The 12,789-nt window shown below is 74.2% G+C and carries 9 protein-coding genes; 2 read left to right on the forward strand and 7 right to left on the reverse strand.

Annotation, left to right across the window (positions count from 1 at the left end):
- Window positions 1-45: 45 nt before the first annotated feature.
- The 4 genes from IF20_RS22035 to IF20_RS22050 all read right to left on the reverse strand — a co-directional run bounded on the left by IF20_RS22035 (window position 46) and on the right by IF20_RS22050 (window position 7,318).
- The gene (locus IF20_RS22035) at window positions 46-1,083 is read right to left on the reverse strand and encodes an esterase-like activity of phytase family protein (protein WP_052866984.1); all 1,038 of its coding nucleotides are present in this window, start codon (window positions 1,081-1,083) and stop codon (window positions 46-48) included.
- A 120-nt stretch (window positions 1,084-1,203) separates the two neighbouring features.
- The gene (locus IF20_RS22040; protein ID WP_052866985.1) at window positions 1,204-3,966 is read right to left on the reverse strand and encodes a discoidin domain-containing protein; all 2,763 of its coding nucleotides are present in this window, start codon (window positions 3,964-3,966) and stop codon (window positions 1,204-1,206) included.
- Between the two features lie 69 nt (window positions 3,967-4,035).
- Window positions 4,036-5,760 (reverse strand): thiamine pyrophosphate-binding protein, encoded by a 1,725-nt coding sequence (locus tag IF20_RS22045; RefSeq protein WP_234426765.1) that lies wholly within the window; start codon window positions 5,758-5,760, stop codon window positions 4,036-4,038.
- Between the two features lie 73 nt (window positions 5,761-5,833).
- Window positions 5,834-7,318, reverse strand: a complete 1,485-nt coding sequence (locus IF20_RS22050) for a sodium:solute symporter (RefSeq protein WP_052866986.1) — start codon at window positions 7,316-7,318, stop codon at window positions 5,834-5,836.
- Between the two features lie 127 nt (window positions 7,319-7,445).
- On the opposite strand from IF20_RS22050, the gene IF20_RS22055 reads away from it, so the two are divergent.
- Both IF20_RS22055 and IF20_RS22060 read left to right on the forward strand, forming a co-directional pair.
- Window positions 7,446-8,999, forward strand: coding sequence for a PucR family transcriptional regulator (locus IF20_RS22055; protein WP_052866987.1), 1,554 nt, complete (start codon window positions 7,446-7,448; stop codon window positions 8,997-8,999).
- 260 nt (window positions 9,000-9,259) lie between these two features.
- A complete protein-coding gene (locus tag IF20_RS22060; protein ID WP_052866988.1) occupies window positions 9,260-9,475 on the forward strand; it encodes a hypothetical protein in 216 nt (71 codons plus the stop codon).
- An 80-nt stretch (window positions 9,476-9,555) separates the two neighbouring features.
- Here the strand turns inward: IF20_RS22060 and speB are convergent, their stop codons facing one another.
- The 3 genes from speB to IF20_RS22075 all read right to left on the reverse strand — a co-directional run bounded on the left by speB (window position 9,556) and on the right by IF20_RS22075 (window position 12,786).
- A complete protein-coding gene (gene speB / locus IF20_RS22065; RefSeq protein WP_030614061.1) occupies window positions 9,556-10,536 on the reverse strand; it encodes an agmatinase in 981 nt (326 codons plus the stop codon).
- A 94-nt stretch (window positions 10,537-10,630) separates the two neighbouring features.
- On the reverse strand, window positions 10,631-10,981 hold the full coding sequence (locus tag IF20_RS22070) for a CU044_2847 family protein (RefSeq protein ID WP_052866989.1): 351 nt from the start codon (window positions 10,979-10,981) through the stop codon (window positions 10,631-10,633).
- Window positions 10,982-11,067: 86 nt separating this feature from the next.
- Complete coding sequence (locus tag IF20_RS22075; protein WP_052866990.1) at window positions 11,068-12,786, reverse strand: SUMF1/EgtB/PvdO family nonheme iron enzyme; 1,719 nt, start codon at window positions 12,784-12,786, stop codon at window positions 11,068-11,070.
- Window positions 12,787-12,789: the final 3 nt, after the last annotated feature.

The following is a 12,789-nucleotide window of genomic DNA, read 5'->3' on the forward strand; positions in this document are numbered from 1 at the left end:
CCCACCGCAACAATTCCCGCAACCGTGGGCGTCACCTACCGGCCGTCACCGCTCACGGACGGTCATGTCGTAGAGCCGGGTGATCTGCTTCGGGTTCTGGTTGTCGTCGCTGACCAGGAGGAGGTGCAGCCGCCCCGCGCGGCGGTCGAGCACCGTCATGCCCTCGATGTTGTCCAGCAGCGGATTGAGCTGCGGCTGCCTGGCGGGGGCGCCGAGGGACGGGCAGTGGGTGAGGTCGGCGAGCAGGGTCTTGTGTGCGGGGCGCACGGCCGCGGTGAGCCGGTCGGTGTCCTGGGTCGCGGTGGCGTGCCGGGGGTCGGCGAGGTAAAGGCGGACGATGTTGCCCTGCGGGGTGAAGGCGCGCTCCAGGACGAGCAGGCGGCCGTCGTCGAGCGCGGTGAGCTCGGGGACGGTCATGCCCTCCTCGACCGGGTAGGCGTACTGCCGGCCGAGCGCGTAGCCGCCGTGCGGCCGCCGCTCCCAGGTCTGGAAGCGGAGCAGGGGGCGGCCCTGCGCGTCGGTGCCGTCGCCGGCGAGCGCGGCTTCCATGGCGGCGGTGAGCCTACGGCCGCCGGGGCTCGCGGTCAGCCCCTCGAAGGTCTGGTTGGCGGTGGCGCGGCCGGCCGGGGCGACCCGCAGCGCTTCGGGGACGGGGAGGCGGCCGCGCAGGTGGCCCGCCCGGTCGTAGCGGCGCACCGACGGCTCGGCCTCGGAGGCGATGAGCCGGTCGCCGCCTCCCTCGACGACCAGGCCCTCGGAGTCCAGCGGGGCGCCGTGCTCGTCGGCGAGCGGTACGGCGCGGAGCGGCTCCCGGGTCCGGCCGTCGAGGGTGACCAGCGCGGACCGGTCGGAGAGGGCGAGCAGGTCGCCGTCGGTGTCGCGGGCGAGCGCGGAGAGGTTGCCGACGTACGTGCCGTCCACGGTCCGCTTGTCCAGGGCGTCGGACCAGCGGTCGGCGGAGACGCGGGGCGAGCAGGCGTGGCCGGTGGCGGGCGCCGCGCGCTGGACCGCGGCCGCCGGGGGCGTGCCGGTGGCGAGCAGGGCGGCGGCGAGGGCTGCGGGCAGGGCGGCGGCGAGGCGCACGGGTGGTCCTTCCGGTCGGCGGGACGTGCCGCGGTACGGCAACGGGCGGGGCACCCGGGATTTCTTCCCCCGGGCGCCCCGCCCACATCACGTGTTCCGTCCCGCGGAACGTCCGCGCGGTCAGTCCTTGGCCTCGGCCACCGTCAGTTCGGTGATGCCGGGACGGGTCTTGGCGCCGTCCTTGCCGTGCACGGTGACCCGGACGTAGCGGGCCGGGGACTTCCCGTCGTAGCCGGTGCCGGTCCAGTGGCGCCCGTCGCGGGAGACCTGGATCCGGTACGACTCCGGCTTGGTGGCCGTCCAGTGCGGGGTGATGGTGCCGACGCGGTGGGCGCCGCCGAGGTCGGCGGTGAGGGTGCCGGTGGTGGCGTCGGGCACCCAGGCGGTGGTGGTGTTGCCGTCCACCGCTGCGCCCGCGTACATCCCGGGCTCCTCCGACGTGGCCTTCGCCGGCCGGCAGCGGGCCGCGTTCGCCGTCGGCTCCTGGTCGGGGCGGCGGGTCTTCAGCTCCAGCGGGGCGCCCCGGCTGACCACGCGCTCGCCCTCCGGGGTGGCGACCGTCATCGGCTCACCCTCGGTCAGCCGCACCTCGGTGTGGTGCGCGCCCAGCGCGACGTCGTACGTCCGGCCCCGCCAGTGCAGGCCGCGCAGGGTGACGCCGTCGGAGAGCTGCGGCGGCAGCGTCGGGTCCAGGGTGATCCTGTCCTCGCCGAGCCGCAGGCCGGTCAGGCCGTGGGTGAAGACCTGGAGGAAGCCGCCCTTGCCGGTGAGGAAGTCCTGCGCGGGCGAGCCGGCGAGCGGGTCGCCCGCGCCGGCCTTCTCGCCGCGCGCCTCGGAGAAGAGGTGGAACGGGCCGCGCATGAAGGGCCGCACCGACCGCTGGAGGTAGGTGTACGTCGCGCAGCCGGGCTCGCCGATCTCGGCGGCGTCGACGGCGTGCACCGAGTCGGTCATCGCCGGGCCGTCGGGGTCGGTGTGCGCGGCGTAGTAGTCCAGCGTCTTCGTCTTGGCCGCGTCCGACATCGGCCACTGCAGCGGGTACTGCAGCAGGACGGTGTCGGCCTGCTTGATGGTGGTGCCCTTGTAGCCGTCGTACTGCTGGAAGACCTGCTTCTTCTTGTCGTACGGGATGCGCAGCTTGTCGGCGACGGTCTCCCAGGAGGCGGGGGCCTTCTTGCCGAGGACGGCGGCGGCGCGGGTGGCGTGGCGGAGCGCGGTGGCGGCACCGGCGTTGGTGAACACGCCGTCGTCCACGCCATTGCTGTACTCGTCCGGGCCCGCGACGTTCTTGATCGAGTAGCTGCCGTCACCGTTCTTGGTCACGCGCGAGGCCCAGAACTTCGCGATGCCCTGCATGACGGGCCAGCCGCGGTCCCGCAGCCAGTCGGTGTCCTCGGTGGCGAGGTAGTACTGCCAGGCGGCCAGCGAGACGTCGCCCATCAGGTGGTTCTGGGTCTTGCAGTGCGGCGGGTCCCAGCTGTGGCACTCCTTCCACAGGTCGCCCTTGCCGCCGCTGGTCCAGGGGTAGAAGAGGCCGTCGTAGCCGAGCTTCTTCGCGTTGGCGCGGGCGGCGTCCCGGGTCCGGTAGCGGTAGTCCACGATCGACCGGGCGAGGTTCGGGTGGGCTGCCAGCAGGCCCGGGTACATCCAGGTCTCGGCGTCCCAGAAGATCTCACCCGCGTAGTTGTCGCTGGTCAGACCGGTCGGGGCGATGCTGTCCGCGGAGCCCTCGCGGGAGTTGGCGAGCAGCCCGTACTGCGCGGAGCGCACCCATGCCTGGAGGTCGCGCTGCTCCCGGCCGCGCACCTCGATGTCGGAGCGCCACAGCTTCTGCCAGGCGGTGGCGTGGTCGTGGTAGAGGCTGCCCCAGCCGCGCGCCGCGGCCTGCTGGGAGGCGCGGGTGGCGGCGGCCCTGGGGTCGTGGGAGGTGAGCGCGGTGTCCACGCCGACGTACTTGGAGACCTCGTACGTCCGTCCCTTGTGCACCGGGAACGAGACACCCTGATGCACCGTCAGCTTCTGCGCAGCGGCGGCCTTCTGTTCACTTCTCGAATGAATGCTCGGAGCCGTGCGGAGCGTCGAGGCGACCGCGCCCGCGGTGTTCGTGCCGTTCGTACGGAAGGTGACGTCCTGCGTCCGGTCGCCGGAACGGGCGCCGCCGCCGGTCTGCGTGATCCGGCGGGCGCCGCGCCCGTCGAGCGTGTCGGTGACGGTGGCCGGGCCGCTCCAGTGCGGCGTCATCCGCAGCCGTACCGCACCGGTGTGCGCCCGGGTGCGGTCCGCGAGCACGTCGAAGACCAGGTCGGTGGCGCGGCCGTCGGCGGCGGTCCAGGTCAGCGACGTACGGACCAGACCGCAGCGCATCAGCAGCGTCTGCCGGTAGTGCGAGATCCGGCCGGGCTTCGTGGCGGCGTTGAAGGTCTCCCCGCCGTCGCCGCCGGTGGCGACGTTCAGCGTGGACCAGGTGGGCAACGCGGCGATGGCCTGCCGCTTCTTCACCGACTTGGGCCCTTCGGCGAACAGCCCGGCCGCGAAGGCGCCGTCGTAGCGCGGGGTGTAGAGCGGGAAGCCGGTCTTCTCGCCGGACGCCGCGTACCCGGTCCCGTTGGGCGGCACGCGCTGCCCGAGGTAGCCGTTGGCGACGTACGGGTGGTGGCTGTCCTCGGGATCGATACGGGTGGACGTCGGCGTCCAGTCGGGGCCGTCCGAGGCGCAGGAGCCGTCGACGGCGGGGGTGGCGCCGGTCGCCGGGCCCGCGGCGCGGCCGCCGTCCGGCGTCTCGGCCGAGGAGGCGGGGGGCACGGCCGCGATGAGCGCGCCCGCGAGCAGAGGGACGAGCAGCCGCCGGCCGGCGCGCGGCAGCGGACGTGGGGAGTACGTCATTGTTCTCCGTCGACAGTTCGTCGGGCACGGGGCGGGCAGGCCGGGGCGCTGCCCGCAGAGAACCTAAAGTTATGAACAGTTCGCGTCAACGGTCGGCGCGCTTTGTTCACTTTCCGAAGTCGGAGAATCCGTGGAATCACCCAGATGCGTCGGCGCGAACATCCGCAGCAGCGCCGGCAGCACCACCACGGAGGGGCCGGGGGCCGCCAGCGCCGCGGCCAGATCCGCCCGCAACCGCTCCGGAGAACTCGTCACCGCCGGCACCCCGAAGGACTCGGCGAGCGCCGCGAAGTCCGGCCGCGCCAGCTCGGTGCCGGTCGCCCGCCCGAACGTGTCCGTCATGTACTCGCGGAGGATGCCGTACCCCCCGTCGTCCACGATCAGCCAGGTCACCGGCGCGTCGTACTGGTGCGCCGTGGCCAGCTCCGCGAGCGAGTACATGGCGCCGCCGTCGCCGGAGACCGCGAGGACCGGCCGCGTCGGATCGGCCGCCGCCGCGCCCAGCGCCGCCGGGAAGGCGTAGCCGAGACCGCCCGCGCCCTGCGCCGAGTGCATGGTGTTCGGGTGGCGGGCGTCGAAGGCCGACCAGGCCCAGTACGCCAGGATCGTCATGTCCCAGAAGGAGGGCGCCCGGGGCGGGAGCGCCTCGCGGACGGCGGCCAGCACGTCCTGCTCCAGGGTGAGGCCCTGGGACGCGATGCGCTCCCCCACCCGGTCCAGCAGTGCCCGTACGCGCCCGGGCGCCGTGTCGTCCTCGCGCGTACCGGCCGTCTCCCGCAGCGCCCGGAGCGCGAGGCGGGCGTCCGCGTGGATGCCGAGCGCGGGGTGGTTGGCCGCCAGCTTGCCCGCATCGGCCTCGATCTGGACGACCCGGCCGCGGGGCCGGAAGGTGTGGTAGTTCGACGACAGCTCGCCCAGGCCCGAGCCGAGGACGAGCAGCACGTCGGCATCCGCCAGGAACTCCGTGGTGTGGCGGTCCTCCAGCCACGACTGGAGGGAGAGCGGGTGGGTCCAGGGGAACGCGCCCTTGCCGCCGAAGGTGGTCGCGACCGGCGCCTGGAGCCGCTCCGCCAGCGCGCGCAGCTCCGCCTCGGCCCCGGCCCGTACGACACCGCCGCCCGCGAGAATCGCCGGCCGCTCGGCCGCGGACAGCAACTCCGCCGCTGCCTCGATGAGTTCGGGGCGCGGCTCGGGCACGTGCGGCCGGACGGTGAGGGTACGGACCGGCGGGACATCGGGATCCACGGGCGCGAGCAGGACGTCCTGCGGGATCTCCAGCCACACCGGGCCGTGCGGCACGCTCAGCGCGGACTCCCAGGCCTCGGCGATCGCCGACGGGATCTGCGACTGCGTACGGGCGCTGTGCACGGACTTCACCACGTCGCGGAACGAGGCGCTCTGGTCCCTGAGTTCGTGCAGGTACCCGTGGCGGCCGCCGCCGAGCCCGGCCGCCGGCACCTGGCTGCCGATCGCCAGCACGGGGGCCGAGGCGGCGGCGGACTCCTGCAGCGCGGCGAGCGTCATCAGCGCGCCGGGGCCGGTGGAGACCATCAGCGGCGCGACGGTGCGCGCCGTGCGGGCGTACGCGTCGGCGGCGAACCCCGCGTTGTTCTCCACGCGCAGCCCGACGTACCGCAGGGCGCTGCGGCCCAGCGCGTCGAAGAGGCCCAGGGCGTGCTGGCCGGGGAGCCCGAATACGGTCTGCGCGCCGAGGGCTTGCAGCGATTCGACCACCAGGTCGCCCCCGGTGCGGGTGCGCTGCGCGGCGTTGGCCGAGGGGGTCGGGGTGCTCACGTCATGCCTCTCTGTTCGAATCTGTTCGAAACAAGCCCGTCCGGCGCTTGAGGACCATCGGTGGCGTGCGGGGCTACGCGCCCGAGGGCGGTGAAACGCCCGCGGCCGGCGCGTCAGCCGGCACCGCTCCGGCGACACGGGCCTTCCAGGCCCGCAGTACCGCCGGGTCCGTCGGCCTGCTCAGCAGGCTCACCGTCACGTACGCCACCAGCGACACCAGCAGCCCGTAGTAGATCGGCTCGCTCGCGAGGACGCCGCGCCAGGCCATCAGGCCGATCACCGTCGCACCGCCCGCCGCGACAGCGGCCAGCGCCCCCGCGCCCGTGCCGCGCTTCCACAGCAGGCCGCCGAGGATCGGGACCAGAAGGCCGCCGACGAGGAGGTTGTAGGCGACGGTCAGCGCCTGGACGACGTCGTCGATGGCGATCGCGATGCCGATGACGGCGATACCCATGACGAGGATGACGACCCGGTTGCCGCGTACCTCGTCCCGCTCCGCACCGGCGTCCTCGCGCTCCCGGCCCGCCAGGGCACCGCGGAGCCGCGACCAGATGTCGTTGTTGGCGACCGTCGCGCAGGCGATCAGCGCGCCCGAGGACGTGGACATCACCGCCGAGAGCGCCGCCGCGAGGACCAGCCCGCGCACCCCCACCGGCAGCGCGTCCTTCACGATCGTGGCGAACGCGTCGTCCGGGCTGCCCAGATGCGGGTAGAGCACCTTGGCGGCCGTGCCGATCACCGCGCCGGCCAGCGCGTACACCAGGCAGTACGTGCCGGCCGCCGTGCCGCCCGCGCGGGCGACGCGGTCGCTGCGCGCGGTGAAGACCCGCTGCCAGATGTCCTGGCCGATCAGCATGCCGAAGGAGTAGATGAGGACGTAGGTGAAGACGGTCTGGGCGCCGATGCCGAGCGGGGCGAAGTAGGCGTCGGGGAGCTCCGCCCGCAGCGCGTGGAAACCGCCCGCCTTGATGACCGCGATCGGCAGCAGGAGCAGCAGCACGCCGATCGTTTTGACCACGAACTGCACCATGTCGGTGAGGGTGATCGACCACATGCCGCCGAGCGTGGAGTACGCGACGACGATCACGCCGCCGAGGACGATCGACACCGTGCGGTCCAGGCCGAAGAGGACGTCGAAGATGGTGGCGTAGGCGATGGTCGAGGTGACCGCGAGCATCAGGGTGTACGCCCACATCACCACGCCGGAGATGACGCCCGCCGAACCGCCGTAGCGCAGGTCGAGCATCTCGGAGACGGTGTAGACCTTCAGCCGGGCGATCCGCGCGGAGAAGAAGACGCTCAGCGCGAGCAGCCCCAGGCCGATGGTGAAGACCATCCACGCGCCGGAGAGCCCGTACCGGTAGCCGAGGCCGACGCCGCCGATGGTGGAGGCGCCGCCGAGGACGATCGCCGCCATGGTCCCGGAGTACATGAACGGTCCCAGGCGCCGCCCGGCGACCAGGAATTCGCTCTTGGAGCGGGCGCGGCGCATGCCCCACCAGCCCATGGCGAGCATGCCGGCCAGATACAGGACGATCACCGCGTAGTCGACAGCCATGGGCCATCCCTTCGGCAGGGCGGAGCGGGCGGGGGCGGGAATGCGTGGGTTGACCTTAGGGAACGGCGCGGCGGCGAAGAAGTGTACGTTTCCTCCACCTCGCCCCTCGGGAAGGGATGATTTGCACATGGCCGACGCATCGCCCCCCTCGCCGCCACCCACCCCGGGCGTCCCGCTGTCCGCGCTGCTCGCCCGCGCCGACCTCGGGCTGCGGCAGCTCGCCGGGCCGCGCGCCGACGCCGACATCCACTGGGTGCACACCTCGGAGATGGCCGACCCGGAGCCGTACCTGCTCGGCGGCGAGCTGCTGCTGACGGCCGGGGTGCACCTGCACGGGGCGGCCGGGGCGACGGGGGCCTCTCCGGACGCGGCGACCGGGGCGCCTCCGGACACGGCAGCGGGGGACGGCGCCTACCTCGACGGCTACGTGGCACGCACGGTCGCGGCGGGCGCGGTGGCGCTCGGGTTCGGGATCGCGCCGGTGCACGACGCGGTACCGGCGGCGCTGGTCGCCGCCTGCGACCGGTACGGGCTGCGGCTGCTGGAGGTACCGCGGGGCACGCCCTTCACGGCGGTGGAGAGCGCCGTGTGGGAGGCCATGACCGAGGCCCGGCACCGCGAACTGACCCGCGTCAGCGAGGGCCAGCGGGCCCTGGCAGCGGCGGCGGCCGGACCCGACCCGGTGCCCGCGGTGCTGCGCACGCTCGCCCGCCGGGTGGCCGGCTGGGCGGCGGTGACCGACGCCGGCGGCCGGGGCGGACTGGCCGCCGCCGGCACCCGGCCGCCCGCCGCCGCGCTGACGGCGGTGGCCCGGCTCGCGCACCGGGTGACGGTGCCCGGCGGCCCGGCGTCGGCGGGCGAGTCACCGGCCGACGGGGCCGGCCGCCATCTCGCCGCGTACGCGCTCGGCGGCCCGGCCCCGGACCGGGCGCTGGCGCTGACCGTCGTCGCGCCGCCGCCCGACCCGGCGGCGCGCAGCGTCATGGGCGTCGCGGCGGTCCTGCTGACGCTGCTCACCGGCCCGTACGCGGCGGCGGCGGACGGCGGCCACGCGGCGGCGCTGGTACGGCTGCTGCTGGGCGAGCGCCCCGCCGACGTGGCGCCGTTGCTCCAGCACACGCACTGGACCGTCGTGCACGCCCGCGCCCGGCGGGGCCACGACGCGCCCGCCGCCACCCTGGCCGCCGGGCTCGGCACCCCCTTGATCGCGCCGGGCGCCGACGCCGTGCGCGCCCTCGTCCCCGCCGACCGCGGCATCGGGCCGCAGCCGGGCTGGACACTCGGGGTCAGCGAGCCCGTCACCGTCGCCGGACTGCCCGCCGGTGACGCGCACGCCGCCGCGGCGCTGCGCCGCGCGACGGCGGGCCGGCGCCCGCTCGTGCGCCACCGCTCCCCCGGCATCGGCGGCACCGGCGGCCTCGCCGCGCTGGTCCCGCCCGCCGAGGCCCGGGCCCATGCCGCGGCCGTACTGGCACCGCTCGACGGGGCCCCGGCGCTCCGCGAGACGCTGCACACCTGGCTGTCCCTGCACGGCAGCTGGGACCGGACGGCGACGGCGCTCTCCCTCCATCGCAACACGGTCCGCCAGCGCATCGCCCGCACCGCCGCGCTGCTGGACACCGATCTCGACGATCCGCAGGTCCGGATGGAGCTGTGGTTCGCGCTCGGCGCGCTTTCCTGAATTCCCGCCCCGGGCAATTTCCTGCCCCGGTTACGGACATATCCTTTTCGCCGGACAGCCGCGCCCCCTTACGCATTACCGTCGACTCTTCCGAAATCGGCGGCATCGACGGCCAAAGCCGCACTTCACAGCGCGTTTGAAGGGTCATTTCCGGCGTACCGCGAGCGGCCTCCGCAAGAATTTGCTTTACCGCCGTGACCGCGGCAGCATTCCGGACACTCCGCTTTTCCAGTCCCCAGTGAAGTGAAGGGAACGACGTCATGCGCAACGACTTCTCCGCTCAGGTCGAGACCCGCGAGATCGCCGACAGCGACCTGGACGGCATCGCCGGCGGCACCGCCGCCCTGGCCGCCGGTCTCGAGGCCCACGTCGACGTGACCGTCGGCGGCTCCGCCGTCCAGGCCGTCGAGGGCGTCACCCAGGGCGCGCTGGCCAAGGCCGACGGCCTGACCGCCGCGCTGCCCACCGGCGTCTGAGCGAGCCGCACGCGGCACGCACGCGTCAGGGCCCCGGAACGTCTCCGTTCCGGGGCCCTGACGCGTTTCCGCGGAAGAGGTCAGCCGCGCGCGGCCGCGATCTGCCGGGACATGATCGTGGTCAGCTCGTACGCGGTGTGCGAGGCCGCGACCGAGGTCATCTCGGCATGGTCGTACGCCGGGGCCACCTCGACCAGGTCGGCGGAGACCAGGTTGCAGGAGGCCAGGCCGCGCAGGATCTCCAGCAGCTCGCGCGAGGTGAGGCCGCCGGCCTCGGGGGTGCCGGTGCCGGGCGCGTGCGCCGGGTCCAGCACGTCGATGTCGATGGAGATGTAGAGCGGGCGGTCACCGATGCGCTGGCGGAGCTGGTCGGCGACCTCGTCCACGCCGCGGCGCATGACGTCCGCCGAGGTGACGATGCCGAAGCCCATCTTCTCGTCGTCGGTGAGGTCCTTCTTGCCGTACAGCGGGCCGCGGGTGCCGACGTGCGAGAGGGCCGAGGTGTCGAGGATGCCCTCCTCGACCGCGCGGCGGAACGGCGTGCCGTGGGTGTACTCCGCGCCGAAGTAGGTGTCCCAGGTGTCCAGGTGCGCGTCGAAGTGCAGCAGCGCCACCGGTCCGTGCTTCTTGGCGACCGAGCGGAGCAGGGGCAGCGCGATGGTGTGGTCGCCGCCGAGGGTCATCAGGCGGGCGCCGGTGCCGAGCAGGTCGTCGGCCGCGGCCTCGACCGTCTCGACCGCCTCGTTGATGTTGAACGGGTTGGCGGCGATGTCACCCGCGTCGGCGACCTGGGCCAGCGCGAAGGGGGAGGCGTCCTGGGCCGGGTTGTACGGGCGCAGCAGGCGGGAGGCCTCGCGGATGGCGTTGCCGCCGAAGCGGGCGCCGGGCCGGTAGGAGACACCGGTGTCGAACGGGACGCCGACGACGGCCACATCGGCGCGTCCACCGACCTCGTCGACGCGCGGCAGCCGGGCGAAGGTCGCCGGGCCGGCGTAGCGCGGGACGCGGGAGGAGTCGACGGGGCCGACGGGCTCTGAGGAAGCGGCAGATGCGGTGGTCATGGCGGAGAGCGTAGGGCCGGGACGGCGCCCGCCCCATGGACATATCCGCGAGACGGCGGGGCGCCGTTCGACATTGCGTCCATGCCGCCCGTGCTCACGGCGCCTCCGGTGCCGGCTCCCGGCGGCCGGACCAGGTGACCGTCACCTGGAGGTGCCCCTCCACCCCCGTCTTCGTGATCACCGCGCCCGCCTGCGCGGTGAGCTTCACCCCGAACTGGATCTGCACCTCGTCCGGCCGCTGCGCCAGCGCCCCGAAGGCGCGCAGGGCCGCGTCCGCCGCGCCGCGCACCCCGTCCAGCGCGCGGTCGAAGGTCGTGGTGGAGTCCGCGAGGGGGCCGTCGGCCCGGCCGGCGCCCACCACGCCCGGCCCGTCCTCGGCCGTCTCGACGATCACCTCTCCCCCGCCGTCCAGCGGGAACCGCACCAGTACGCCCGGGTCCGTCATGCCGTCACCTTCCCTCTGTTTCCCTCTGTTTCCCTCTGTTTGCCTCTGTTTGCCTCTGTTTCCCTCCGTGCAGGGGCCGTTGAAGGTCAGCGGGACTCGTCGGGCACGTACGGCTCGGTGCCGTACGTGACGTCCGCGGCGCAGCGGAAGCCGATCGCCGGGTCGGCGTGGTCGGTGCGGGCCTGGGACTGGTACGACACCAGGCCGTAGACCTCCAGCACCTCGCCGGTCGCCCCGCCGCGCACGCCCCGGTACCCCGGTACCGTCCCCTCGGCGACCCACTCGTTGACGTTGCCGCTCATGTCCAGCACGCCCCAGGGCGACTGGCCTCCGGGCAGCGCACCGACCGGCAGCGTCGGCACCACGCCGAGGCCGTGCCCCGCGGGGCCGCTCGGCCTGCCCTGGCAGCGCTCCCGCTCGAACGCGCTCCCCCACGGGTACATCCGGTCGTCGTCCGGGCCGCGGGCCGCCTTCTCCCACTCCAGCGGGGTGGGCAGCCGCTTGCCGCACCACAGGGCGTAGCAGAGCGCGTCGCGCCAGCTGACCGAGGTCACGGGGTGGTCGGGGGCCTCGGCAAGCAGAGCGGCGAAGCCCGGTGGTTCGGGGTAGTTGACCGCCCGCACGAAGGCGGCGTACGCGGCGTTGGTGACCGGCGTGCGGTCGATGTCGAAGGCCCGGCAGAACACCCGGCGCGGGCCGTTGCCGCCGGTCAGCCGCCGGACCTGCTCGTCGTCGGGGGTCATCCGGGCGGCGATCAGCGCGTGCCGCGCCTGGGAGTCGCTGAGGCCGTGCACGAAGGTGCCGGGCGCGATGCGCACCATGCCCTCGGCCGGCGGGAACGGCACCCGGCGCAGCAGCCCGCCGCCGCACACCGGGCAGCGGTCCGTCGCCGGATCCGTGCCGCAGACGTAGCCGCAGTCCGGGCAGTACGGCCGGTCCAGGTCGCGGTCGGCGAGGGCGCCCACCATGTCGTCATGCAGCAGCATGTCGGCGATGGACCGGGCGGTGGGCCGGTCCTCGGCGCGCGGCGCGAGCATCGAGACGACGATGTGCGCCAGCTCCTCGGGCACGTCGGCGCCGGAGGCCGCGAGCTCGGCGCGGAGCGTGTCGGGCGAGCCGCCCGGCCAGTGGTTCACCAGCCGGCCGGTCAGGCACAGATGGAAGAGCATGCCGAGCGCGTACACGTCGTCCGGCGGCGCGACGAGATCCAGCTGCGCGGCCCGCTCCGGGGAGAGGTACTCGATGCGGGTGGTGAGGTCGGAGAACCGGCCGGCGCCGCTCATCCCCCAGTCGATCAGCCGCACTTCGTTGAACCGGGTGAGCAGGACGTTGGTCGGCTTGAGGTCGCGGTGGCAGACCTTGGCGTCGTGCGCGTGCGCGAGCGCCGCGGCGACCCCGCCGCAGACCTTCGCCGCCTGGCCGGGCGCGAGCCGCCCGGTGGCGAGCAGGTCCTCCAGGGAGGGTCCGTCGACGTACTCCATGAAGAGGGCGGGGCCCAGCGCGACCCGGGCGTCCGCCGCGTCGCCCGCCGTGCCGTCGCCGGCCGTCTCCAGCGCGGGCAGGGCCAGCACCGGGCGGGCGGTGTACGGGGCGCTGCCCAGGCGGGCCACCGCGACCTGGCATTCGTGCAGGAACAACTGGTCGGCCTCCGCGCCCAGCCGCTCCCTGATCTCGCCGCGGATGCGCTTCACCGCGAGCCGCTCGCCGAGCCGGCCCTCGACCACGCCGACCTCGGAGAACCCGCCCCTGCGCACCTCGCGCACCTCGTGCCCGGTGCTCAGCCGGGCGCCTGCCACCAGTCCCATCTA

It is taken from the genome of Streptomyces niger, assembly GCF_000718305.1.
GTDB lineage: Bacteria > Actinomycetota > Actinomycetes > Streptomycetales > Streptomycetaceae > Streptomyces > Streptomyces niger.